Source organism: Dyella psychrodurans (assembly GCF_003363265.1).
Taxonomy (GTDB): Bacteria; Pseudomonadota; Gammaproteobacteria; order Xanthomonadales; family Rhodanobacteraceae; genus Dyella_B; species Dyella_B psychrodurans.
This window is the reverse complement of sequence record NZ_QRBF01000007.1, coordinates 70,190-96,750: the sequence shown is the minus strand read 5'-3', so window position 1 is coordinate 96,750 and position 26,561 is coordinate 70,190. Positions and strand designations below refer to the sequence as shown.

Below are 26,561 nucleotides of genomic sequence, written 5' to 3'. Positions count from 1 at the left end.
GTATCGCGGCATGGCGACATCACTTTGCTGCTAATCCCTGCACTGTGAGGTCATGCTTTCGTGAAATTGACGTGTGCGTGTTGCTTGCACATAACTTACGTTCTCATGGAAGAAAGAGCTTCATGCTGCTCATCGTAGCGGATGCGATTGTCCGCCGAACTTCAAATCCAGCTGCAGCAAGATTTCCCTTCCATAGACGTTGTAGTTGTCGTAATTGAAGTACGGATAGGAAACGTAAGTCGGATCGAAAGGCGGCATCTTGTTGGCGATGTTGTTGACCAACATGGATAGCTCGACATTCCTCGCAGGTCGATAAGTCACGCTTCCGTTGAACGTGATCCACGGCGACAGATGTCCCGAGCCTGGGACGCCCGCGCCGTCGTTTGCCGCGATGTAGTTGGGCGACGGTCCATAGCGGTGCCCATAAAGAGTGCTTGTCCAGCGTCCGCCCGGACTCGTCCAGGTGATACTGCCGCTGGCGATGTTCTTGAACTCGGAGCTGTATTGCGGATCGGCCAGGTTGTCGATGGGTGCCTGGCCCGAGGCCAACTGATATTCGTGCTTGAGCATGTCGTTGTAGTCGAGCTGCACGCTGAAGCTGCCGATATGCCATGGCGAGAACTGATATCGCACACTGCCAACCATCGACTTGGTCACTTCGTTGGCGAGGTTGGCATAGTACGTCGTGACGCCGGTGATCGGGCCGTTGCCCAATGCGCGTTGCACTTGCCCGTCGACGGGATTGGTGATGGCCACGCACTGCGCCGAATCAGCATTGAGCTGGCCGAGAAGGCATTGCGCGTCCGTGCGTATCAACCGGTCGAGATCTTGCTGAACGACTTCGTCGCGGATCGCGATATGCAGGTAGTCGAGGCTGAAGCTGAGATTGTCGACGGGGGACCACACGGTTCCCACTGTCCAGCTTTGCGCGGTGGCCGGCTGAAGCCCGGGATTGGGCAGTGTCGTGCCTTTGACACCGTATTGGTAAGCGCTGCCGCAGGCGGCGGCATGCGCGATTGCGCATTGATAGTAGTCGGTGACAGTCGTGTAGTAATCGGTCGGACCAAGAAAGATCGATGACAGGTCCGGAGCCTTGAACGACGTGGTGTAGTTGCCGCGAACCAGAAAGCTGTCGACGGGCCGGAACTCTACGCCGGCCTTGTACGTGAACTTGTGATTATCGCCGCCCTTGTCCAGCGCGTAATGGTCGTAACGACCGGAGACATCCAGCGTCAACAGCGACAACAGCGGAAGATTCAATTCGAATGCCGACGCGGCATGCGAACGTTGTCCGCCGCCGCCGGTGGCGGCGTGTTCGAACACCGATCCCTGGGTATACAGCGGGTTGACGGGTTCGTACCACGCCTCGCCGCCGCTTTCGATCAGTGCTGCAAAACCTGCATCGCCGCCGGGCAGCGTGAATAGCGAAGCGTTGCTGATCGTCGCACGCGTGTTGTTGATCCATGTGTTGCTGAATTCGCCGACGCCTTGCGTGAACCCGGCATAGTGCGCAGGCGAGATCGGCGAGAAGAACGCCTTGTAGTTCGGGTTGTACATATTGAGGCCGGTTGCCGGATCGACGCCGACAACGGGGCCCAGGATGCCGCCGAAAAACGCATCGATGCGTTTTTCGATCGCAAGCGGTTCCACTACTTCCGTGCGATCGCCGGTGCGCAGGTAATAGATGTCCCAATCCCAGTCGGAGTCGCCGAGACGGCCGTTGGCGCCCACATCGGCCTGATAAAGCAGATCATCCTGCCGATACATCTGGCCCGCCGCGCCACCGGGCATTTCCTCGGGCGCGAAGAATTTTTCCGGGTAAAGATAGTGGCCCGTGGCGGCATCCTCGACGGCCCCTTGCGGCAAGTCATCGGGAAACCAGGCGGAAGCGCCTGGAAACCAACGCTGCTGTTGCCAGTTCAGCATCACGTCGCTGTACAGGCGAACATGCTCGCTGGCCCGGTAATCGAGCTTGAGCATGCCGTCATAGCTGCGGCTCTGGTTGCTATAGGTGACGTATCCGTCCAGCTTGCGCGAACCGCAGTACTGTCCCGGCTGACCGGGCACGTTGCTGTTGGCAAGTGCTGTGCTGTTTCCGAAAAGATGGCTGTCGCAACCCGCCGGCGGACTGAGGTAGCCCAAAGGGTTGCCTGTGTAGGTATTGGCCGTACCGAAATCCAATATGCCAGCCTGCACGCTTGGCGGTGTCGCACCTGCGGGGCCGGAGTCGGTACCCGCGGTCAACGGGCGTTGATAACCCCAGATAGGCGATGCGCTGTCGAATTCCGCGGCGCTTACGATGCGAAGCCTTCCGAACGCATGGCCGTAAACGAAACTGATGCGCTGATTGGCGCCGCCGCCATCGGAAAAGGAGCCTGTGCGTACCGATAACTCGCCGCCGTCCACGCGCGACTTGGTCACGATGTTGATCACGCCGCCGATCGCTTGCGAGCCGTAGATCGACGACGCGCCCCCGGGCATCACGTCGATATGGTCGACGATGGCTATCGGAAGATTGGAGATGCTGGTGAAGTTGATCGTGCCGTTGTAAAGACGCCCGAAGTCGGCAAGAGGTTTGCCATCGACAAGAATCAGCGTGAACTGCGGACTCAGGCCAAACAGACTGATGGGTTGAGCGCCTTGCGTAAAGCTGCCCGCATTCTGCGGGCCTTGCACGGAGCCGGTTGCCAGCACGGAATTCTCCAGCACATCGGCAATGCTGGTGAATCCGCGCACCTTGATGTCTTCCGAAGTGATGGTGTACGTCGGCGTGGCCGTCTGGATGGCGGCGTTGCCGATCAACGATCCGCTGACGTTGACGGCATCCAGCGTTCTCGGCGCGGCGGGGACGTTTCGCGAGAGCGGTATGGATCGGGCAGGATGAAACGGCAGTGACGGTTCCAACACAAACGTGGCGTCGTTCACCATCTTCCACGTCAAGCCGGTACCCGCCAAAAGCTGCCGCAATGCATCGACGGGCGTGAAGCGCCCCGAAATGCCCTGCGTGGTCTTACCCGCGGCGAGATCGGGCGAATAGACAACTTGAATGTCGCCTTGCGATGCCAGGGCATCGAGCGCGGCGCGAAGATCGCCGGCGTGAATGGCGTAGAGATGACGCGGAGCCTCGGTTGCAGAAGCAACGACAACGGACACCGGAACCATGAGGCTCGCACCACACGCCATCATGCCGACGGTCCGCTTCCACGTTGCGGCGCATCCCGACAGACATGCATGCAGGGCAACGACGCGCGCAGCGGCACGGAAAGAAGTGCCTGAGGCCCCTCTCCCATGACTGCGTCGTAGACCCGGCTTTCCCATCCCTCTCCTGGCGCGTATACATCGCACGCTGGCTCGCCAGAGTGATCATAGGGCAAGGCAGGGTACCCGCAAGGTCGCAGCAGTCATAAGAAAAGCCCGGCCGGTGAGGCCGGGCTTCGCATCCCTGGCACGCGTCCCTGCGCGCCGAAAACGTGGAACTCGCCGATCAGAACGTCAGGCTCCAGCTGTTGAGCGTGCCGTAATCGCCGTAGTACTGCGGATCGTTGTCGATGACCTTCAGCTTCCAGGTGCCGTTGGCCGTCACCGACGACGCATTCACCGTCCAGGTGGTGTTGATATTGCCGTCGTCGCCATAGTCCGGATTCTGCAGCACCGCGTAGGAACCGTTCGGCGCGACGATCTCGATGGTGAGGTCGCCCGACCAGTTGTGCGTGATGTTGGCATGCACCTTGAGCGTCGACGGTGCGTTGCCCGACTCGCCGGTCACCGCAATGCTGCTGGTGATGGTGGCGTTGTCGTTGATCACGACAGCCTTGTTGTTGCTGAACACGCCGTTGCTGCCACCGCCGCCGCCACTGCTGCTCGTCACCGTCACCGAGGCTGTCTTGGTGTTGGTGGCGCCGGTGTTGTCGGTGACCGTCAGCGTGACCGTATAAGTGCCGGCAGCCGCATAGGTGTGGCTGGGGCTGGCCGACGTCGACGTGCCGCTGTCGCCGAAATTCCACGCGTACGAGCTGATCGTGCCGCCCGTATCCGTGGAGCTGTTGGTGAAGCTCACGGCCAGGTTGCTCACCGTATCCGTGAAGTTCGCCACCGGATTGCCGGCGGGCGGTGGCGTGCCGCCACCGCCGCTGCTCGAACCGCCCCAGTACTTGGTGACATAAGCGCTGAACTTGGAGATGTCCAGGCTGCCCCAGCCGGTGGTGTTGTCGTAACCCGCGGCGGCGTTGTAGCCGTAGCCGTTGTAACCGTTGTTGCCCGAGGTCACGTCATGCAGCGGCGTGGCGTCCTTCGGGAAGTAGGTGTACATGTTCTGCGTCGGCAGGCCGAGCGAATTGTTGTTCGCCGATTCGATGCGCGCCCAGATACCGACAAAGATCGGCGAAGCAAGGCTGGTACCGCCGTACTGCTGACCGGTCTGGCCGTTGGCGACGATGATCGAGCCGGTGGACGATGCCGCATCGAACGCCACGTCCGGCAATTCGCGCTTGGTCACCGACGAGCCGAGTGCCGAGGTCTGCCACGCGGGTGCGGCTTCGAACAAGCTCACGCCGCCGCCGGTCGCCCACAGGCGTTCGTTGTTGTCGCCGTTGTTCGGATCGACCGCGGCGAGGCCTTCATTCCACACCGTTTCGCCTGCCCAGGTCGTGGTGCCACTGGTGCTCAGCGTGGTGCCGCCCACGGCCACCACGTTCGGCGATGTCGCCGGTTCGCTCACACCGTAATGGCTCAGGTCGATTTGGACGGTGCCGCTGGAGTTGGCGATGTAGCCAGGCGCACCTTCGGTCGGATCGCTGGACCACTGGTACACGCCCGCGTCGCCCGCGGCGATCGAGAACGTCTGGCCCTGCGCGACGGCCTGTGCGAACACCTTGTCGTCCGCGGCCTGCGTACCGGAATTGTTGGCGGCGGTTTCGTCTTCGCCTAGCGATACGTTGATCACCTTCGCCACGTTGTCGGTCACGGCCTTGTTGTACGCGGCAGTGATGGTGGCATCGGTGAGGCCGCTGTCCTGGGTGTCGCCGTTGATCGCGGCGTAGAAAATCAGCTGCTTCACGCCGCCGGAAACAGCGACGATGTCCTGGCTGTCCAGCGCCCATTCGCCGTCGTCGCCATCGTTGGCCAAGGTGCCGGTGCCGCCGGCGACGGTGGCCGTGTTGACGGTGGCGAGGCCTGCATTCTTGGTGAAGGTGTTGAGGTCGGTGATAGTCTGCGTCATGTCACCCCAGGTGATGATGCCGACCGTGGTGTTGGACGCAGCGGGCGTGCTGCCCACGTCGTAGATCTTGGGGAAATCCGTCGGTTGATGCCCGACCTGGCTGCCGGAGGTGGCCTGTGTCTTGGCATCGCTGCCGATGCGATGGGACATCACGTGCGGCCGGGCGTAATCCTGCAGGCCGAGCACGCCGTCCACGATGCCGCCCAGCGACTGCGGCACGGTGGCATCGGATGCGTTGGCGAAGTGTTGCTTGCCCTTGAAGCTGAAGGTCTTCATGTTGGCGTTGAATGCCGCGTTGGCACCCGCGGCCGTACCGTCGGCCGACACCAGCATGTTGTTAGGCGACACGGTGATGTGCGTGAAGCCGTTCTGCTTCAGGTGCGCGACCACGGCTTGCACTTGCGCATCCGTCGGTGCGTATTGCGCCTTGAACTGCGCCGGCGTCAGGAAGCGGTGATAGTTCGCGCTGCCCGGCTGATTCACCGAAGCGAGGAAGCTCTGCAACTGATCGACGTTGCGCAGATTAAGGCTCACTTCTACATGCAGCGGCTTGCTCTGCTCCAGCGGCATGATCTGCGAAGCGTCGATCGACGGATGACCCGTCATGACCAGCGTGGAAACGTTGGTACCGTTGTTCTGGATGCCCGCGTGCGTGCGCGTCGCCGCGAAGTTATTGCCGGCGTGCGCCGACATGGACAACAAGGCCAACGACAAGGCCGTCGGCAACAGCAATTTGTGACTCCCCACGAAACGATTACTGCTAGACATTCATGTGCTCCCATTTTTTTGAGACAAACGAGCCCGAAGCGGCTCGAAAGCCCCATGCAGAAGTTATCGCCACACACGCGTGCGGCATCTGAACTCATCAGGAAATGTCTGGCGACACTCGAAGACCCTCAGAAGTCGACGTCCCCTAACGTCCGTGTCCATCGACCACAATGCAGCGTCGCCAGCAAATAAGACGCGAGTAAAAAAGAAACCCCTACCTGCACAAACAACGCTAAATGCTCGTCATTCCGGCGCAGGCCGGAATCCAGTGACAGCAGTCTCAATTAGTGCAATGTGCTGCACACGACTTGCGCACAATGTTTGCGCTAACGCTTCGTAATCATCAAACGATATCGACACTGGATTCCGGCCTGCGCCGGAATGACGAGCGTTAGGGCATTCAGCGGTTATGTGTGAGCACGATTTGATTCGCGTCGACGCGTTTCGCCTGAATCGACCAGCCTTGCTGCAACAGCGCAAGGAACGTTTGCTGATCGTTGGTATGGAAAACGCCGCTGATGCGAATGTCGCGCAGCGAGGGATCGCCGATCTGGAGCTTGGTGGTGCTGTAGCGATTCATCTCGTCGATGAGATCCGACAAGCGCCAGTCGTGAACGAACAGCTTGCCTTCTGTCCAAGCTTGCACGTCTTGCGGATCGATCGCGTGCACGCGTGAAATGCGTCCGCTTTCGTCGTACGCCAAACCCTGTCCGCCGACCAGCGATGCATCGTGCGGCGTGCCGTTCTGCGGCTCGGTGGCGATGGCGAGCTTGCCCTGGATCAGCGCGACATCCGTGCAACCGTCGTTGACGCGCACCTGAAATTGCGTGCCGACGGCGGTGACGGTTCCATGCAGTGCATGCACGACAAACGGCCATGCGTGATTGCCATGCACGGAGAACTGCGCCTGTCCGTGCAGCAAGTCGACGCGGCGCGTGCTGGCGCTGTAGCGAACGCTCACCTGCGTGTCGGTGTCCAGCACGATGGATGATCCATCCGACAGCTGTACGGTCTGCTGCTGTCCGGCGGTGGTGGTGTAGGTTGCGCTGACGGGTTCGCTTGAGTGCGCCAGCCAGCGGGGCACTACAACCACCGCAACCAATGCGGCGAATCCCGTCGCCAGGGCAGGGAAAAGCCAGCGCCTGGGCGAACGCGTCTGGGGTTCGGGCCGCAGCGATTGACGAGCGGCGGCGGCGACGGCGGGATGCTTCGTCGCATCCAGGCTCTGCCGCCACACCAACTCGAGTTCGCGATACGCCGCGGCATGCGCGGGATCGGCGTTGCGCCAACGTTCGAACGCGGCACGTTCCTCGGCCGGGCAATCGGGCTCCAGCAGGCGTACGAACCATTGTTCGGCCTCGCCATACGAGTCCGGCGCGGTTTCCCTGTTTGCGTTCCACCTGTCCATGTTCATTAAAACGTGTCCGCCGGCGATTCGCCTACCTTGCGCCGCAGCTGCGCAAGCGCGGTGGCGAGATGCTTTTCGACCATCTTTATCGAAATGCCGCAACGCTCGGCGATCTGGGCGTGGCTCAGGCCGTGCACCCGCTTCAGCAGGTAGACGCGCTGGCATTTGGGCGGCAACGCCAGAATGGCCTGGGTGAGGCGGGCCACTTGCTGCTCGTACACGGCCCGCTGCTCGGGCGAATGCTCCGCCGCGGCGATGTCCAGGCCGTCGAGGGTGACGTGATCCTTGCTGCGGTGTGTCTGCGAGACGCGAAACTGATCGTGGGCAACGTTCACGGCAATGCGATAAAGCAGTTGCTTCCACGCCGAAGGCGGCTCCGATTCGCGATAGCGCAGGAGCTTGGTCATGCTTTCCTGGGCGGCATCCTCGGCGTCTTGTTCGGTCGCCGTTCGCGCACGCAGAAACTGGACCAGACCGCGAAACTGGCCGCGAATAAAGGCATCGAAGCTGTGCGCCCGGTCGTTGGCATCGATAGCCGGAACTTCCGGCAACGATACGACCGATGCGCTCTCCCGCTTGTTATCCATCCCCGACTTCACATCACCCGGCCCTACGTCCGATCGAATGTGGACCAAAATGACCCTGCGTGCAATCGTTTGGTCATAGTTGGCAGGTAGTGCCGCACTGCGCACAGGTTTAAAACAACCGCTTGCTGCACGTCAGTCTCACGCAAGTGTTTCGATAAGATCGATAGAAAAGAGTGGAGATAACCGGGCGGTCCGGCTATCTCCACCTTGGATGCCGCTATTTGGAAATCAGCAACAGCAACGATTGCCCGCATTGGTTATACGTCGCGCCGCTGCCGCCGATCAGCGTTTCATTGCCCGGCGTCACCCAGGTGTTGGCGCCGTCGTTCCAGTTGCAGGTATCGGTGACGCGATACCAGTTGGTGCCGGTAGGTGGCGGCGGAAGCGTGAAGGTCACCTGGCCGGACCAGCCGTTGTAGGCGATGTAGATCGAATTGGCATCGCCGAACGACGAACCGTTGATCGTGTACGCAATGGCGTAGTTGCTGGTGTTGTCCCAGTAACTTGTCGTCGCCTGCACGCCGCTCGGTTCCCACCATTCGACCTGGCTGCCCGTGTACCAGTTCTGCGGTCGCAATGCGGGATGCGCCAGGCGGAACGCGATGGCACGCTGCGCGAAGTTGTAGAAGTTGGATTGATCCGAGGTCCACGAATAGTTGAGCCAGTTGGCCGTGGAGTCGACGTTGTAAGGATTGTTATTGCACTGCAGGGAGCGCAGGTATTCGTCGCCGCCCGCCATGATGGGTGTGCCCGCCGAGAGCATGGTGAAGGCCAAGCCCGTGCGTGCTGCACGACGCTGGTCTGCCGCGGCACCGCCCTGATTCCAACTGTAGTTGGTGGTGTTGCCGCCGGAGGAGGGGCCATAAGGCCAGCCCTGGCTGTTGTTCGGGCCGTTGCAGTAGTAGATGTCGAACAGGGTAAAGCCGTCGTGGATGTCCATGTAGTTGGTGGAGTTCCACGGATTACGGCCGTTGCCCTGGAAGATGCTCGCCGAACCGGTGAAGTCCTGCGCGTCCTGGCCGATCGAGATGGTCATGTTGCCCAGTTCGTTCTGCGCCTGGCGCAAGGTGTTTTCAAAAACACCATTCCACTCCGACCAACCCGCCGGAAACTGACCCTGATTGTCGCCGCCGCTGGCACTCCAGGGCTCAGCGAACAGATCGATGCCGCTGCCGCCGCTTGCCGGACGCACCGTCAAATTGGCGAGGATCTGGTTGACTGCAACTTTGGAATCCGACGCATCGAAGTTGAAGCCGCCGTTGGGACAATTGGGCGCGGCCGCTTCATAGGATTGGTTGAGGCAGTTGTTGCCGAGGATCGGCCCTTCGTCGAAGCGGAAGCCATCGACGCCCATCGTCGTGCTCCAGTACGACAGCGAGTCGATGATCATTTGCTGCGCGGCCGGGTTGTAGGTGTTGAAATTCGCGCCGATACCCGTGTCGTCGTAGAAATACTGATTGCCGGTGGTGAGCTCGTAGTACGTGGCATTGTCCAGGCCGCGCCATGAGATTTCGGTCGCCGTCGTGGGATCGGTACTGGTCCAGGTGCCGCCTTCGGCGGTGTGGTTGTAGACCACATCCATGTAGACCTTGATACCGGCGTTGTGAAAGGCCTGCACCATCGCCTGAAATTCGGCGGTCGGGCCGCCGGCTGCCTTGTTGTACGCATAGCGGCGATCAGGCGCGAAGAAATCCTCGGTCATGTAGCCCCAGTAATTCTGGTTCTGCGTCGAATCGGGGACGACGTCGTTCGCATCGTTCTGCGTTTCCTGGATCGGCAGGAACTCGACCGCGGTCACGCCGAGACTCGCCAGGTAGCTGGCCTTGAGTCCCGCGCCGTAATACGTGCCCTGATACTGCGAAGCAATGCTCGAATCCTGCTTGGTCAGGCCGCGCACGTTCACTTCGTAGATCACATCGTCTTTCTGCGCACGCGTCGGCTTGGTGCCGGTGCTTTGCGTGCTTGGCGCGAGCACCGTGCCCTTGGGTGCGTAGGTGCCGCTGTCGATCAGGCGGTAGGCGACGCCAAAATTGGCATCGACCGTCGCGCCCGTTGCGAAGATGTCGGCATCCTGGTTCTGAGTGTTGAGCGGATCCTGGCTTATTTCGCGCGTGTAAGGATCGATCAGCAGCTTGTTCGGATTGAAGCGATTGCCGTTGCTGTCCACGTCGGAAATAAAGCCCACCGATGAACCTTTGGTCCAGCTCGCGCTATACGGCCAGTTCGGTCCCCATGCGCGATAGCCGTAATACACCGTGCCGGTAATCCCCGCCGTTTTAATGGACGAAACCGGTACCACTACCTGCCACACACCGTTGCCGACGTTGCTCAAGGGATACGTGGCCGACTCCTGTGCGCCGTAGCCCGCGCTGTAGAGGTAAAGCACCATGTACGTGGCATTGGCGGAATAAACGCGGAAGGTGATCTGCGTCTGCTGCGAGTTATAGCTGGCACCCAAGTTGTTAGGATTGATGGCCGCGTGCGCGGGCATGATCGTTGCGAACGCCAGGCAAGCGCATGCCAGCATTGCAAGCAAAAACTTCGGACACTTCATTAGGGTCTGCCTCCATCCAGTCTCGTTGACGAAGAGGTGCAACAGCGATGTGCTTGAGTCCCTGAAGACGTAAACGGCAGACACAGTCGTCTGCGCTATCGCCGTTGTTCGGAAGGCCGGATCGATCCCCAATCGATACCGCGCGATGCATGCGGTATTGGCAATGCGGCAGATAGTGCGGCGCATAGTAGGAAGCATCGCGGTGCAGCAACCAGCGTATGCATACGTATTCATTGAAAGAAAATGTGCGTCGTTACGCGATGTGCGAGTGATCGCGTGAAGAAGGCGTCGATGAAGAACGTTCGCTGCTTCGTGAAATGGCTTCACGGGAACGAAGCGCGTCTCTCGACTTTCTGTCGGAACGCAAAGGCATTTGCTCCGATCTTTATCGGAGCGGAAACGTCATCCGGAGGAATTTGCGTCGTATTCGCAACGCACGACAAGCATGCGCTGACGAAAAAAGGTCGCCGTTGCGGCGACCTCATTTCAACCTGAGTGGCGCGCTTTCTTGCCCTGCCTCACCACGGAGCCGTCACGATCGACAAGGACTCCCAGTAGACCGGCACCTTGCTTGCGTGCGAATCGGCCTCGCCGGTCAGCGCGACCTGCTGATGCGGGGCCGATCTCCAACCACCGGACCTCAAGGACGATAGCGCCACCGTCAGATTGCCCTGCAGCGCGGGCACGGCATTGTGGGCAAACGTCTTGAGCGCATCGTGCGTGGCGCCCACCGTGACCGCTTCATAAGCGGAAATGATCTGATAGTGATCGCGTATCAGCAAACCGGCGAAGGTCTTGTCGAACGCATCACCGTTCAGTGATTGCAGCGCGGTCATGCGGGCATTGTTGAGGGCTGCCTGCTGCAACGCGATGCGGTCGATGGAACCCTGCGCGAGGTTGGCAAGTTCCTGGTCCAGAGCCACCCGCTCGTTGATGATGAGGTTTGCCAGTTCGACGATCTGGGGGTTCCTCGATTTCTGCAATGCGAGCTTGGCCATGGCGATCTGCGCCGCGTTGTCCGACATGGCCCGGGCGAGGAAGGCGTGCTCGGCGCCATCGAAGGCCTGGTTGTCCGCGGCACGCGCGGTACCCAGCACCGATGTCAGCCACATGATGGCCAGCGATCCAAGCACAAGACTCGTCAGGTTTACTTTGCGCATCGCCTCGAACCCCTCAGCTGAGCCATGAAAGCTCCACGACACCAATGTGATCCTTGAGAAGTTCACTTTGCGTTTAGTTTTCGTCAGGCTCTTATATAACGGTGCGTTTTCCGTTACGCCTTCGTTCCGGTACTTCAGCGTGGCGTGTTCGGGACGTAAAGCCTTTGCGTGGCACAAAAAAGGCCCGGGTCGAAGCCCGGGCCGAAAAGATTCAGGGAACTGTCGCTGCGAGACGATCGTTATGGAGACAGCGTGGTGATCAGGCCCGCCTTCGGACTACCCCAGCCCGTCACCAGGTCGTAGCCCGTCACGGCCGAATAGCTGCCGGACTTGCCGCTGGTGATGTCGTGGAAGTCGGTCGCGTAGGTGGTGGTCAGCACGCCGCCGGATTCGTTCTCCGGATACACGGTCGCGTTGAAGTTGCCCACCCGCGACTGGCCGTTCGCCACCAGCTGCTGGTTGACCAGGGCGATGAAGCCTGCCCACATCGGCGCGGCGAAGCTGGTGCCGCCGTACGCGTTGGCCGTGCAGGTGGTCTGGTCGGCGCAGACGTAGAAGGTGAAGTTGGCATTGGCGGACACGTCCGGTCCGTTGCGGAGGGTCGTCGAGCCCTTGTTGTTCGCATTGATCACGCCGCTGATCTTTTGCCACGACGGAATCGCGATCTTGTCGGGGGAAATGCCGCCTCCGCTATCCACCCAGGCGGTTTCCGATTTCCACGGGCCACCTGCGCTGCTGGTCGTGAGGTCGGTGCCGCCGACGGAGATCACGTTGGCATCGTCAGCCGGCCAGGCCTCGTTGCGCCTGGACCAGGTCGAGCTGTCGCCGGACGCTGCGAAGAAGGTCTGGCCTTGCGCGGCCATCTTCTCGAAGTACGGATCGAGCGTGGAAGGGTCAGCCGGCGTCCAGCCCCACGAGCAGCCGATGGTGGTCGGCAGCGGGCTGTGGGTCGTCATCGCGCTGATGATCGCGGTGTCGGTGGAGCCGACATACATCACCAGGCTGCTGAGTCCCGGCGCCATGCCGAGCGCCTGGGTCATGTCGAGCGTCTGCTCGGTGTCGTCGCAACCGCTGGACGCCGTGCACGAGGTGCTGGTTCCGTCGGTCGAAAGCAGCGTGACGGGCACGTTGTTGGTCTGTCCCACGTTCTTGAAATACGTGGTCAGGTCCGACAGGTCGGTGCCGTAATACTCAAACAAGCCCAGGTTCTGACCTGCGCCGGTAAGGGCGGTGCCACCGTAGTAGGCCGCGCGCATGTCGCTGCCCAGGAACGACGCCGACGGGCCCGAGCCGGTGGTCGCGTGCGACACCACGCTTTCCGGGCTGATGCCGTGGGCCTGCGCGTAATCGCTCTTCTTCACATACAGCGGCCGTGGAATGGAATAGTTGTCCAGGCCGGAAACGTGCCACAGCGAAATCGCCAGCGAGGTGGTGGGTTCGCGGTCGGGGCTGTAGAAGCGGCGGTTTTCGGTGGGATGCTGGTAGGTGCGCATCTTCACGTTGAAGGCTTTTTCGACCGCCGAAACCGGTCCCACGATTTGCACGTCCATGCCGTCGCGGCTGCCACCCGTCACCGTAAATCCGTTCTGGACGAGGTACTGCACGACCGTGTTGTAGTCGTTCTGGGTCGGGCCGAATTGCGCGGTGAACTGTGCCGGTGTGAGGTAGTGACGGTAAGAAGGGCTCGCCGGATCGGTGACCGCTGCAACGAAGGTGTCCAGGCCGGCCTTGTCGCGCAGCGGCAGCACCACATCCAGGCTCATCATCTGATTGGAAGGCAGGCTGCCGACCTGCCTGGCCGTGCCTCCGCTTACCGCATCGCGCACATGATGCGTTGAAAACTCCGCAGCCTGGGCTGCGGTAGTCGCGCCGAATGCCAAGGCGATGGCAAGCGACAAACTACCTGCTCTGCGCGCCAGGCGAAAAATTCCGTTTCCCGCATTTGTTCCAGTCAAAGCTGTTCTATTCATTGGAGGTTGCTCCTCACGTAGACAGTGACGGTGAAAGAAATGGTTGGAGGAAACCGACGAAATGCTCCCCTCCCCAGGGTGCCGAGTGGCCGCGGGAGCGTAGGGTGGCGGTTGTGGTTGCGGGGTGAAGCCCGTTCGCAAAATGGCGGACTGTCCATTTTGGTTGCCGGATTCGTGACGAGGTATTCGGCGTGCCGCGAGAAATAGTGTCGGAAACCGCAAAAAAGCGCGCTATTCGTGATGGCTTTGTGTAGAGGTGCGAGAGGGCTCGCTGGCGATTTGGTCGGTTGGCCATCGTCAATCCCGTTGCGGACTGGCCAAAGCCCGGCAGCTTCTTACTCATTGCGGCAACGATCTTCGCGTAGCGCATGCGAGGCGCAGAACGCCATGGCGAATCCGCGCGCTCCACCCAGGCTCAGGTTCTGCGGTGACTCCAGGCGTCAGCAACCATCAGCAACGGATGAAAAGTAAATTGCAATTCATGATCGCCCGCGGGGACGCATACCGCGCGGAACATGCCGTTTGCTCTGTGAATCGGGAGCGGGACGCCGTCGATCTGGGCGCGCCATCCAGCAAAATCGAGGTCGTCGACCACGAGCCATCCTGCATGGGACGCGTGCACCGCCATGGTTGCTTGCGTAGGTTCCCATCGGGTTGCGTGTGCTGCTGCCTGGCCAGTGCACGTCGCGGCGGCTACGCGGTCGTTGCGGGAATCCTCTTCGTCGCGCGGAGTAAGCCAAACGGTGTCATGGAAATTGGTCGACGAAAAAGTCGATGCATCCATAGGCTGATCAGCGGCGACGAACATGGCGTGCTGTGGATTCAGGACGTGCGGATAGGTGTCGTCGTTACGCCATATGTCGACATCTTCATCGCCAAAGACACGGGTGTAGGTAGACGGTGGCGAGACAGCTTGCAGGTCGGTGCGATGACCCATCACCAGGAACTTGACGCCTAAAAGCTTATCGAGTGTGTAATCAGGCGACGCATTGAGCGGGTTATCGATTCGATGTGCGTTGCTGCTTTCGCGTGGTGCGTACCAGTGTTGGTAGTTTGCGATGCGCAAAGGATTGTAGCCCTGGGTGGACGACAAGCCGCTGAGTACCACTCCGTTGTCCCATGTTGTGCTGGTGTTCTGCGTTGCGATGCGCCACGGCATGACGCCGGCATTGTCGTTCAGGTCTTTCTGGAGGTACTGAACCGCCTTGCTCCTCTGGAAAACGCGAGTGGTGTCGTTCATGGCGCTGAAGCGGCCATTTAGATTGAGTCCGGAGTAATCGACGACAAGAACGGCGATCAGCCACGCCGTCGCACGCCACTCGCTGCCTGGCTTGCGCAAGCGCCACAAAGCCAAGGCCGCCAGCGCCGCGCATCCGAAGAGCCCGAAGCGATGCTCATGCATTTGTGCCGCAATCAAGGCGAGCCAGCCGGCCGTGCAGGCGAGCAGCAGCGTGATCTCGTCTCGCGACTGCAAGTCAATTTGGGCAGCGCAAAGACCAACAATCACCGCGAATGCCAGATTGAGCAGATAGGCGGCATCAGCGGGCCTTCGAAAGTGCGTCAGGCCTGGGAGCCACGTGTAAAGCCAGCGATAGAAGGGGGTGTTCGTACCCATCACGTAAAGCGTTGCCAGCACCGTCAGGACGATGAAGAAAATCACAGGCCGACGCAGCTTTCGCTCCTTTAGGGCGCGTGCCATACCGAAAAGCGACAGCATCGGCACGACACCGATATAGAGATACGATTCGACAAGGCTTGCCGGCCCATCGTAAGTACCCTGGAATGTATGCAGCCCGTTGGGCGCGAACATGCTGATGAATGCGCTAAGATCGAGCGATGCGCCTGCCGAGGCGGCCAATGGCACTGCCGTGCGGTTGGACATGCTCATGAACGCCCAACTGAAAAGCAGTTGGGGTGCGGCAATCACCAGTGCGCATGCAACGGCCACAACCGTGCCGATGAGGCATTGCCTGCGACTTGCTGCGGTGTATGGCCGCCATTGCGAACCCATTTCGGCAAGTGCGTAGAGCAATGCGGCCAAGGCAAGCAGATACGAGATCTGCACAAGCTGCGTCACCATGGCTCCGGCGGCCAACCCCATCAGGCAGCCCCGCCCCATGCTGGGCATCGTGAAAAAGGTTCGCATGGCCAACAGAACCACGGGTGCATACGCATACGCAATCATGTCTGGCGTATGTTCCAAACGCGCAGCGGCAACGCCACCAGCCATGAACACGGTTGCGCCGAGCAACGAACCGAAGGCGTTGGCGCCATAACGGCGCAACAGCGCGAGCATCGCTGTTCCGCCCATCAACAAGTGAAGCAGCACGCCCCAGTCGAACCACAACGGACTTGGACTCTGACGCAGCAGCATCCACGCCATCAGTAACGGAGAGAAAAGCATGCCCTGTGGATCGGCTATTTGCGGAAACCCGGAATAGATGTAGGGGTTCCACCAAGGAGCAATGCCAAGTCGCAAGTTATGCGCGTTGAAGAATACTGTGGGATAAAACTCGTCCATTGCATCCCAGGGCAAAACCTTGTGGCCCGTCAAAACCTGCAGGTAGAGAACGCCCCAGATGGCACACAACGCCAAAAAAGGGCGGCGAAGCGAAAATGTGGCTGAAATCAAGGGCAAATCCTGGTTGTTATCTGAGTTGCGTGACCATCCATAGTCCATGACCTTGAACTGGCTTCATTGATATAGCAGGGCATCAACCGAAGGGCGCGAAGCCACGCCATTATTACAAAAGCAGGCGATTCGGCAGCACGCCGTCAGAAACGGAGCAGATCAGGTGGACTTTGACGTGACGGAAAGGCTTCGACGCATGGCTTTGCGGACGTGTGGCTACGCTATCGCTTAAACAAGGAAAGCGGAATTGCTTCACCCATCGCGCGATATCCCGCTGGCGAAGGATGCAGGTGATCGCCGCAATCGTAGGCGGGAAGCAGACGGTCAGGCTGATGTGGGTCGCGCATCACCGCATCGAAATCGACCACGGCGTCGAAATGTCCGGGCGTGCGAATCCATGTGTTGATGGCCTGCCTGTCGGTTTCCGTCAACGGGCCAGGGTGATAGTAGTCCGAGCCCGCGAACGGCATGATCGTTCCACCGATCACCGGAATGCCATGTGCGTGAGCCCGCTCGATGATCTGCTGATAAGACGCAATGATCCGATGCACGAGGTCGGCGTGTTGTGCCGCAGATACTTCGCCGTTTTGCGTCAGGCCACCGAGATCGTTCACACCCTCAAGCACGATCAGCCAATGGACGCCGGATGGCGCAAGCACGTCGCGATCGAAACGCGCCAGCGCATTCGGTCCCAGGCCGTCGGTCAGGAGATGGTTTCCACCAATGCCTTTGTTGACCACGCCAAGCGTTCGCGTCGCAGGCGACTGCTGTAGCCGCTTCGCCAGTACATCCGTCCAACGGTCGTTGCCGTTCGTCGTCGATGCATGCCCGTCGGTGATCGAGTCGCCCAACGCAACGATGGATCCCGCTACCGGCGCCCCGTGCACGTCGACTTCCGCAATCTGATACCAATGCTCTACCTTCTCCGGCGCCGTGAAATTCGCCGCGCCGACGGCGTTTCCGTGCACCACGTAACTGGTGGCGCGAGAACCCGGATGTCCCGTTTCCACCTCCGGGGCGTCATCCAGGTGGAATGTGACTGCGAGGTCGGATAACGCATCGACGGGGTAGTCGATAGGATCCGACAGGAACTCCGCGCCCGGCGGCACGGTGACATCGGGGGCTCCCGCAAAGCTCAGCGCCCGGTCGCTTGCCGGATCGATGGCAGGCGAATCCGTCGCCCGTGGACGTGCGATATGCACCGACGTCAGATGCAGCGCCGCAGTGCCGAACGCATTCGATACTTTGATGCGCAGCTTCCGGCCTGCAACGGAAAGGTGAAAAATCTGCCGCACCGTCGCGTCCCGAAGATCCTTCGTCGGCAGTGTATTTTGCGGTTCGGGAATCTGCTGCGCAGCTCCCCACGTTGCGATCCATGCCTGCGGTTGATCGGCAGCCCGAACCTCAAAGCATGTCGCTACACAAATCAGCGTCGCGAGTAGGGCGAAATTCTTAAAATTCTTCCGAACGCGCTTCATAAGTCTGGACTTGGCCTCTGTGCGATTGCGCATAACTCCTCAAGCCCCGCAAGAGTACCAGTTCGTTTCGTTGTCGCTAACTTGGGTATGATCAAGGCGATTCCAGAGGTGCCGCATTTAATGCGGAGAGATCCAGGCCGTTGGAGCCCCTGTTTTCGTAAAGACGAATGAAGATCGGCGTATAGTCGCTTTCACCGCCCGAGGTGTGGTTTCAGAATGGGAAGGTCGTGCTGTCTGGAATGCAGTGCCGTGCCGACCATGTAGCTGGTGCGTGAGATCGTCGAACTCAATCCACATGTCGTTTGATTTTTAGCTGCCCGCTTTCGATACGACAGCGAGCACTGTGCATACACATTGGCGGAGGGACACGTATGTCCAAGTTCTCATTTTGTGCCGCGCTTTTGATGTTTGCCGCGACCGGCAGTATCGCCGCGCCCGTTGCGTCGCCCCTGGAGTTGGTGGTGCTCGGGTCTGGCGGCCCTGGAGCGACAGGGCGAGCCGGGGCCGGATATGTCGTATTGGTCGATGGCAATCCTCGCATCCTGGTGGATGCCGGGCCTGGGACATTTGTACGACTCGGCGAGGCAAAGCTCTCATTGGCCAACATCGATACCGTCCTGCTGACGCATCTGCATGTCGATCACACCGGCGAGTTGCCCGGTTTTTTCAAGGCACGCGCGGTTTCAGGCGACGGCCCGGTCAATGTCCGGGTCTTTGGCCCCACCGGACATCGTGGCGAAGGCGATGAAGCCACGTTCCCCTCGACCAGCCGCTTTATCGATCTGTTGTTCGGTCCCGATGGCGCGTACAGCTATCTGCACGATTTTGCTGCTCCGGTGACGATCAATGCGACGAATATCGATGCATCCGCGAACGCTCCCAAGACACCGAAGGTCATTTATTCGGAGCAAGGCCTGGATATCAGCGCGATAGCGGGTCACCACGGCGATGCGCCCGCGGTGATCTATCGCATCGACTACCATCATCAAAGCATCACCTTCAGCGGCGATATCGATGCCAAGGGAATCGATAATCTGCGTCGCATCGCGCAACACACCAGCCTGCTTGTTTTCAATTGCGTCGTGCTCGATCCACCCGGTTCCCGGCCCGTGCTGTACACCTTGCACACCCCGCCCAAGACGATTGGCGCGGTAGCTGCCGACAGCGAAACGAAAAAGCTGCTGCTCAGTCATTTGTCGCCGGTGATCGATCAACAGCAGGCCAGCGTCGAGGCATCCATTCGCGAACACTACAAGGGACCTGTAGTGTTCGCGCAGGACGGCATGCGCTTGCAACCTTGATACATGCCTCGGTTGGCAGCGACGAAGCGACGTATCAAACATCCCGGCGTTGGAGTTGAACCGGGGCATACGCCACTGCAGCCTTGCGTATGCGGTGCAACGCGAGCAGCCGAAATGCCGCCGGCAATACAACCATCGACAAGAGCGGTGCTGTCAGCATGCCGCCGATCATGGGAGCGGCGATGCGTTGCATCACCTCCGAGCCCGCGCCGTGGCCTAGCAGGATCGGAAACAAGCCTGCCAGGATGACGGCCACCGTCATCGCCTTGGGGCGGACACGCTGCACCGCGCCTTCGCGAATCGCCATGTCGAGTTCGGCAGCACCTGCATGGGGATTTTGCTCAAGCTGCCGGTCCCATGCATGGCGAAGATACAGCAGCATCACGACGCCGAATTCAGCCGCAACGCCGCTGAGCGCGATGAAACCGATCATCGTCGCCACCGAGACCGCGTGACCCAGCAGCCAGATCAACCACAGGCCACCTACCAGCGCGAGCGGCACACTCGCCATGATCAAGGCCGCTTCGCTTGAGCGGCGAAACACAACGAAAATCAGCGCGAAGATGATGGCGAGCGCGGCCGGTACGACGAGCTTCAGGCGTTCCATGGCGCTCTCCAGATATTCGAATTGCCCCGACCAGGCGATAGTCACGCCGGGAGGCAGCGAAATCTGTTGAGCCACCACCCGCTGTAGGCGGCTTACCACCGTTCCCAGGTCACTACCGGAGGTGTCGACGTAAACGTAGGTCGCCAACTGACCATTCTCGCTTTTCAGATCGGACGGCCCCGCATCCAGTGCGACATCGGCGACCTGGGCCAGCGTGAGCTGTGTTTCATTGGCGAGAATCGGTAGCTCTCGCAATGCTTCGACGGAATCACGCTCAAGGCGCGGATAGCGCACGACGATGGGATAACGCTCCCGCCCTTCGACCGTTTGTCCAACAGGGTCGCCGCCGACCACGGTGGCGATGAGCTGTTGCACCTGATCTTGCGTCAGCCCGTAGCGCGCGGCAGCATCCCGCCGCACGCGCACGTCGACGTAACGGCCACTGGTTGGACGTTCCGCAATCGCAGAGCTCACGCCCGGCACGGTCTTGGCTACGGTCTCGATACGATCCGCCACGGCTTGCAGCGTCATCAAATCCGTACCCAGCACCTTGATGCCGATCGGGCTTTTGATGCCGGTGGACAGCATGTCGATACGATTGCGAATCGGCGGCACGAAGAGATTGGTCAAGCCGGGCACGTGCACTGCCTTGTCCAACTCGGCCTTTATTTTGTCCATGGTCATCCCAGGACGCCATTGATCCTTGGGCTTGAAGGTGATCGTGGTCTCGAACATCTCCAGCGGTGCCGGATCGGTGGCGCTTTCCGCGCGCCCAGCCTTGCCGAAAACATGATCGACTTCCGGAACGGTCTTGATCATGCGATCGGTGAGCTGCAGCAGTTGCGAGGCCTTGTCTGCTGACAGTCCCGTCAATGCGGTCGGCATGTACAGCAAGGTGCCTTCATCCATGGGAGGCATGAACTCGCTACCCAACTGGCTCATAGGTATGGCTGCACTGAGCAGCAACACACCGGCCAGCGCAAGCGTAGCCTTTGGATAGAGCAGTACCTTGTCCAGGATCGGTCGATACAACGCCATCAAGGCGCGGTTGAGCGGGTTGTCGTTCTCATGGCGAATTCGGCCGCGCACGAGATAGCCCATCAACACCGGTACCAAGGTAATGGCCAATCCCGCCGCTGCGGCCATCGCGTAGGTCTTCGTGAACGCGAGCGGTTTGAACAGCTTGCCTTCCTGTCCCTGCAGTGCAAATACCGGCACGAACGACAGCGCGATGATCAGCAGACTGATGAAAAGCGCCGGCCCCACTTCGGCCGCGGAATTCGCTACGAGTTCCCAGCGTGTCGCCCCTTGCGGCTCCTGCCCATCATGCGCATCGCGCCAATGTTCCAGATGCTTGTGCGTGTTCTCGATCATCACGATGGCGGCATCCACCATCGCGCCAATGGCGATCGCAATACCGGCCAGCGACATCAAGTTGGCCGATACGCCTTGCAGGTTCATCACGATGAAAGCGGCCAGCACGCCTAACGGCAGTGTGATGACGGCAACAAGAGCCGATCGCAGATGGCCGAGGAACAAGGCACACACCAGCGCGACGACCAGAAACTCCTCAAGCAGCTTGCCCCAGACGTTTTCTACAGCTGCATCGATCAGTTGCGACCGATCGTAGGTGGGCACAATTTCCACACCTGCCGGCAGGCTGCGCTGGAGCTCGGTCAGTTTGGCCTTGACGGCGGCAATGGCGGCTCGTGCATTCTTCCCCGAGCGCAGCACGATCACGCCGCCGGCCACCTCACCCTGGCCATCCAGTTCCGCAATGCCACGGCGAAACGTAGGGCCGCGCCGTACGGTTGCGACGTCACGCAACAATACGGGTATGCCCATGCTGTTGGTGACGACAGGAACGCTCTCGAAGTCAGTGCGTGTTTTCAAATAGCCTTCGCTGCGCACCATCACTTCGGCTTCGCCCTGCTCGATGACCGAACCGCCATTCGCGCCGTTGGCAGCGCGGACGGCGCCAATCAGTTGGGTGACGGTGATGCCACGAGCGGCCAGCGCTTGAGGATCGGGCACGATCTGCCAGGCGCGCTCCATGCCTCCGATACTCGCCACTTCTGCAACGTCAGGGACAGTTTTCAACTGATAGCGAAGAAACCAGTCCTGGATCGCACGCAGCTGGCCAACATCGTGTTGCCCGGTGCGATCAACCAGGGCGTACTCGTAGATCCAACCCAGTCCCGTTGCATCGGGACCCAAGGCAGGATTGACACCGGCTGGAAGGCTGCTGCGAACCTGGCTCAGGTACTCCAATACACGCGATCGCGCCCAATAAAGATCCGTGCTGTCGTCAAACAACACATAGACGTAGGAATCCCCAAAGAACGAATAGCCACGCACCACCTTGGCACCGGGTACGGAGAGCATGGTCGTAGAGAGGGGATAAGTGACTTGATCCTCCACGACTTGGGGCGACTGACCCGCCCAGGTCGTACGGATGATCACCTGCGTATCGGAAAGATCGGGTAACGCATCGATCGGCGTGTGTGTGGTGGCATACACGCCGACGGCGGCCAGGACGAGAGCAGCCAACAAGACAAACACACGGTGCGCGATGGACGCGCGAATCAGCGCGGCAATCATGGCTGATCTCCCATGTGCATCCCCGACATCCCAGCACTCGCTGCCGAGGCGGGTTGAGGAGGTAGGGGATCAAGCCGATCGAGTGCACCGGACAAGCTGGCTTCCGAATCGATCAGGAACTGGCCGGATATCACCACTTTTTCGTTGCCCTGCAGGCCCGCGAGGATCTCGGTGTATCCCTCCGAGGAACGGCCCGTGCGTACGGCTACTGGGCGAAAGCGTCCAGTTCCTTCGACAACGATCACGCGTGCCTGGGCGCCGGAGGTGATGAGCGCCTCGTTCGGCACGACAGGCACGGCTTCTCCGCTTGCCGGTGCGACGCGCACCGAAGCAAACATGCCCGGGCTCAACGCACCATCCGCGTTATCGAGCACGATGCGCGCGCGCTGCGTGCGGGTCATGGTGTCGATATCGGGAAGCAAAGTTTCCACCGTGCCGTGGAAGTCGCGCCCTGGCAGCGCATCGACCGTAACCGTCACCGGCGTGCCATGACGTACGGTTCCAGCAACGGCCTGTGGAAGTGCGGCTTCAACCCACACGCTGGACAGGCCGTTGACGGTCATAAGAGTCTGGCCAGCAGTGACGCGTTGTCCTTCGCGTACATCCAGGGTGGTCACCACACCGCCCGCGGGTGCGTGCACGGTGATGCCGCCGTTCGAACCGCGATGAGCGCTTCGGATATCGGCGTCGGTCAGACCCATGACATCAAGACGCTGACGTGCTGCAGCTCGCAATGCTTTGGCGTCGGAGGACTGAGCTTGCTGCAGCGAGGTGTACTCGGCGAGCGCCGAATCCCATTCCGGCGCCAATAGGGTTGCCAACGGTTCGCCCGCCCTAATGGTGGTGTAGGGAGCGCGTACGTCGAGTTGGCTGATGACGCCGTCGACACGAGCACTGACCGTGATGGCTTGTCGAAGATCCCACGTCACCGTGCCGGGAACCTGGCTTACCGAAGCCAAAACCCGATGCTCCACGGGAGCCATTCGCAATCCAAGGTTTTGAACGGTTGCGGGATCGATCCGGACGATATTCGGATCGGTGCCCTCACCGGCGAACTTGGGCACCATTTGCATGCCCATCGGTGACAACCCCGGATGATCGAAATGCTGTTCCGGTACCATGGTGTCGTACCAGTACAGAACTTTTTTATCCTGTGCTTTGGATGTCGCGGCAACCGATGGCACGGAAGACGATGGCGTGTGTCGGCCACCGACGTAGCCGATAACAAGCAACAGCACCGCTATCGAGACAGCAGCAAAAGTAATCAGCGCACGCTTCATGGCATGGCCTCCGAAGTCGGTAACAGATAGGCCAGCGATGCCCACAACCGGGCGCGTGCCGTAAGCGCATCGACATAGGTCAAGCGCAGTTCAATTTCGTCGCGACGAGCATCCAGCCAGGGTTGCAATGCCCCGCCACCACGGTAGGCGGCCAGGGCCGTTTTCGTGCGGTCACGATCAAGCGGAAGCATCGTGTTTTGGTATCGCTGGATCTGCGGCGCCCAACCCTGCCAGCTGGCGACGGTGCGTGCTACCAAGGCGCGCTGTTCACGACGCGCATCTTCATGGTTTTCTTGAGTCGCTTCCGATTGCTCTTCTCTCGCACTGATCGACCGATCCTGCCGATTGCGTGTGAACAATGGCAGTGTCACGCCAAATTGCAGCATCACCATGTCCGAGAGCGGTCCCGCGCGTTGGCCGTAAAGGAAACTCACGCTCCAGTCGGGATGCTTGCTCGCACGCGCCCGATCCAATGCAGCCTGCGCAACCTGCTCGCGCGCCGCCCAGACTTGCAAGGGGGCTTGCTGGTCGACGGCTTGATCCAGATGTTCGGGTGTGACCGGCAATTGTCCGAAGTCGGGCGCATCGCCAAGATCCGTAGTGGTGTGTCCCAGCCATCGCTGCAAACCGGCTTGCGCCACAGCAATGTCCGCATCGGCAGCTTCGAGGCGATTGTCGAGCGCTGCTGCCTCGGCGCGAGCTGCCAGTGCATCCGTGGCGGTGCCGCCACCGCCTTTCAATCGTGCCTGCGCAATTTGCACGGCCAAGGCATTTTCAGTGTGCAGCTCGGAGAGTAGTGCGCGCTTTTGCTGTGCAGCCCACAGGTCGATCCAGGCATCGGCGATACGTTCCTGGATCGATTGGATGATGCCGGCGCCCTCTGCATCGGCCGCTTTGACCTCGGCATCAGCCGCTTCGCGATCGGCAGAACGTGCGGCACGGGAAGGAAGCGCCTGTGTGAAGCCGATCACTCGCATCGTCATGGGATCGGAGCGAACGCTGAAAGCCCCCCGCCCGTCGACGGGCAAAAACTGAGTGCCAAAATCCAACGTAGGATCAGGCAAACGACCGGCGCGAATCGCCTCTTCGTGCATCGACGCAATGTGCTCGTGATGCGCCATGAGTGCGGGCGCCTCGGCCATCCCTTCTTGAACGGCGGCCTGCAGGGTTAACGGCGGATCTGCCGCATAGGCAGTGGAGACCGACGTCCAAACCAGGACGACAGCCCATCCCGACGCCACCGCGCGCCGGGTGAACAGAGGTGGCAACATGATGATTACTCCCAGGAGCTGACGAGAATCGCGCCCAGGCGGGCACGACTACGCTTCAACAAAAAGCGCAGCTCGCTAAATCAACAAGGAGCAGAACAGGAGGCTTGCCGGTGGCGGCGGCGCTCGGAGTCGATCACGCTGCCTTTGGCGGACCGTCATCGGCGACGACAGCGCAACAGCCGCCGGCAACGAGGGAGGTAGAGCGACCAGAACACTGGGTGGCACCGACAGCGGATGAATCGCCGTGGGAGCTGACGCATCGGAGGCGCAGTGTTTGGCACAGAGCGCCCGGTCCGCCGCCGTGTGTTTCATCTGCGGGCAGGTTGAGGCCATGGCCCGGTCGGCCGCCACTGTGCCCCTGGCCATCGTCGGACCCATCGCGCCGTCCGGCATGGTGCAGACATAAGAGGCGAGTGCCGACTGCAGCCCGACCATGAACAGCAGTCCCCCGAGCAGTAGCCAGCGCGTCAGGCGCGCGCGACGGATATCGCGCAAGCGCCAACGGGTTGGGCCCAGTTTCGGGATCGACAGGTGCGGCATGAAGTGGATTTTACTGCAGTCCGATGGGAGGGTTGCTCTTCACTAGATTCGCCAGTGAGCGTTTGTGGTTACACGCGAGCGAGCTTTTTCGGAGTTCGGTATGCCCAGGTTCCGTGGACACCATCAGCGATCTACCGAATCGGGGTGTACCAAAGGAGTACGAACCTTGGCGTTCGACTTGGGCAAAACTCCATAGTCCATGCATCGCTATAGAGGGTGACGCTTGCATTAATTCCATAATTCTGGAATTATCGAATTATGGATACTGAAACTGCTCTCTCCGCGTTGGCCGCACTAAGCCATGAGTCCCGGCTAGCTGCCTTTCGCGAGCTGGTTCAGGCGGGTCCTGAGGGGCTATCGGTCGGCGAACTGCGTGAACGTCTCGATCTGCCGCCGGCCACATTGACCGCCCACCTCAACGGGCTTCGCACCGCCGAGCTGGTCCAAGACCAACGCGAAGGGCGGGTCATCCGGGTGCGCGCCAACTATCCGCAGATGAACGCCCTCATCGCTTATCTCACCGAAAACTGTTGTGCCGGCGCTACGAACTGCGGGCCTAACTCAGTTTGCATACCTTCAACGAACGGGGGTCAGACATGAACCGCTTCCATGTACACCTCAACGTGGCCGACCTTTCATCGAGTGTTCGCTTCTACACCGAGCTATTCGCCGCGGAGCCCACGGTGCTCAAGGCCGATTACGCCAAGTGGATGCTGGAGAACCCTCGGGTGAACTTCGCCATTTCCAACACAGGCCAACCACCCGGCGTCGATCATTTGGGAATCCAAGTCGACAGTGAGGCCGATCTGGCAATCCTGGGACAACAGTTGGATGCGGCCGGTGGTGCGGTCATTCCGGAGGAGGGGGCCACTTGCTGCTATGCGCAGTCGAACAAGCTCTGGACAGAGGATCCACAGGGAACGCGGTGGGAGACGTTTCATACCCTCGGAGAAGCTACGACTTATTACGCCAACCAAGCCGGTTGCGGTGATGAAGGTGTCGCATGTGCTCCGGTCAAGCCGCAGCAAAGCGCTACGCCAACGCGAAGCAAGTCGTGCGATAGCTCGACATCGGGTTGCTGCTGAGGTTGTCGCGTGGATATCCGCGGATCAAGCGCCGATGAATTTCCCGGCACCATGACATGGTTGGCGAACGACGATCTTCCTGTGGAAGACCTTGAATGCAG

At 60.4% G+C, this 26,561-nt stretch carries 16 protein-coding genes; 3 read left to right on the top strand and 13 right to left on the bottom strand.

Features of this window, described 5'->3' with window-relative positions; translation table 11 throughout:
• Positions 1–129: 129 nt before the first annotated feature.
• The 9 genes from DWU99_RS17105 to DWU99_RS17065 form a co-directional block, all read right to left on the bottom strand.
• Positions 130–3,162: a TonB-dependent receptor gene (locus DWU99_RS17105; protein WP_158543336.1), complete on the bottom strand. Its 3,033-nt coding sequence runs from the start codon at positions 3,160–3,162 to the stop codon at positions 130–132.
• A 322-nt stretch (positions 3,163–3,484) separates the two neighbouring features.
• Entirely contained in the window at positions 3,485–5,986 is a 2,502-nt protein-coding gene (locus DWU99_RS17100; RefSeq protein WP_158543335.1) for a protease pro-enzyme activation domain-containing protein, read from the bottom strand.
• A gap of 400 nt (positions 5,987–6,386) precedes the next feature.
• Positions 6,387–7,400, bottom strand: a complete 1,014-nt coding sequence (locus tag DWU99_RS17095; RefSeq protein WP_115479293.1) for a FecR family protein — start codon at positions 7,398–7,400, stop codon at positions 6,387–6,389.
• Positions 7,400–7,981 carry an RNA polymerase sigma factor gene (locus tag DWU99_RS17090; protein WP_115479292.1) on the bottom strand — a complete coding sequence of 194 codons (582 nt, stop codon included), beginning with the start codon at positions 7,979–7,981 and terminating at the stop codon, positions 7,400–7,402. The genes DWU99_RS17095 and DWU99_RS17090 overlap by 1 nt, the downstream gene beginning before the upstream one ends.
• 217 nt (positions 7,982–8,198) lie before the next feature.
• Positions 8,199–10,472 (bottom strand): alpha-amylase family glycosyl hydrolase, encoded by a 2,274-nt coding sequence (locus tag DWU99_RS17085; protein WP_199535843.1) that lies wholly within the window; start codon positions 10,470–10,472, stop codon positions 8,199–8,201.
• A gap of 581 nt (positions 10,473–11,053) precedes the next feature.
• Complete coding sequence (locus DWU99_RS17080; protein WP_115479290.1) at positions 11,054–11,695, bottom strand: DUF4142 domain-containing protein; 642 nt, start codon at positions 11,693–11,695, stop codon at positions 11,054–11,056.
• Positions 11,696–11,934: 239 nt separating this feature from the next.
• Complete coding sequence (locus tag DWU99_RS17075; protein ID WP_115479289.1) at positions 11,935–13,665, bottom strand: S53 family peptidase; 1,731 nt, start codon at positions 13,663–13,665, stop codon at positions 11,935–11,937.
• Positions 13,666–14,080: 415 nt separating this feature from the next.
• Positions 14,081–15,547: a YfhO family protein gene (locus DWU99_RS21250; RefSeq protein WP_233511198.1), complete on the bottom strand. Its 1,467-nt coding sequence runs from the start codon at positions 15,545–15,547 to the stop codon at positions 14,081–14,083.
• A gap of 971 nt (positions 15,548–16,518) precedes the next feature.
• Positions 16,519–17,592 (bottom strand): SGNH/GDSL hydrolase family protein, encoded by a 1,074-nt coding sequence (locus DWU99_RS17065; RefSeq protein WP_233511197.1) that lies wholly within the window; start codon positions 17,590–17,592, stop codon positions 16,519–16,521.
• Positions 17,593–18,146: 554 nt separating this feature from the next.
• On the opposite strand from DWU99_RS17065, the gene DWU99_RS17060 reads away from it, so the two are divergent.
• Complete coding sequence (locus DWU99_RS17060) at positions 18,147–19,076, top strand: MBL fold metallo-hydrolase (protein WP_115479286.1); 930 nt, start codon at positions 18,147–18,149, stop codon at positions 19,074–19,076.
• A 34-nt stretch (positions 19,077–19,110) separates the two neighbouring features.
• Here the strand turns inward: DWU99_RS17060 and DWU99_RS17055 are convergent, their stop codons facing one another.
• From DWU99_RS17055 to DWU99_RS20860, 4 genes are all read right to left on the bottom strand, one after another.
• A complete protein-coding gene (locus DWU99_RS17055) occupies positions 19,111–22,284 on the bottom strand; it encodes an efflux RND transporter permease subunit (RefSeq protein WP_115479285.1) in 3,174 nt (1,057 codons plus the stop codon).
• Positions 22,281–23,564, bottom strand: coding sequence for an efflux RND transporter periplasmic adaptor subunit (locus DWU99_RS17050; protein WP_115479284.1), 1,284 nt, complete (start codon positions 23,562–23,564; stop codon positions 22,281–22,283). The genes DWU99_RS17055 and DWU99_RS17050 overlap by 4 nt, the downstream gene beginning before the upstream one ends.
• Complete coding sequence (locus tag DWU99_RS17045) at positions 23,561–24,835, bottom strand: TolC family protein (protein WP_115479283.1); 1,275 nt, start codon at positions 24,833–24,835, stop codon at positions 23,561–23,563. The genes DWU99_RS17050 and DWU99_RS17045 overlap by 4 nt, the downstream gene beginning before the upstream one ends.
• A 75-nt stretch (positions 24,836–24,910) precedes the next feature.
• Complete coding sequence (locus tag DWU99_RS20860; RefSeq protein WP_147292959.1) at positions 24,911–25,375, bottom strand: hypothetical protein; 465 nt, start codon at positions 25,373–25,375, stop codon at positions 24,911–24,913.
• A 258-nt stretch (positions 25,376–25,633) separates the two neighbouring features.
• Between DWU99_RS20860 and DWU99_RS17040 the strand changes: the two genes are divergently transcribed.
• Together DWU99_RS17040 and DWU99_RS17035 are read left to right on the top strand one after the other, a co-directional pair.
• Positions 25,634–25,975: an ArsR/SmtB family transcription factor gene (locus DWU99_RS17040; RefSeq protein ID WP_115479282.1), complete on the top strand. Its 342-nt coding sequence runs from the start codon at positions 25,634–25,636 to the stop codon at positions 25,973–25,975.
• A complete protein-coding gene (locus DWU99_RS17035) occupies positions 25,972–26,460 on the top strand; it encodes an ArsI/CadI family heavy metal resistance metalloenzyme (RefSeq protein ID WP_115479281.1) in 489 nt (162 codons plus the stop codon). The genes DWU99_RS17040 and DWU99_RS17035 overlap by 4 nt, the downstream gene beginning before the upstream one ends.
• Positions 26,461–26,561 lie beyond the last annotated feature (101 nt).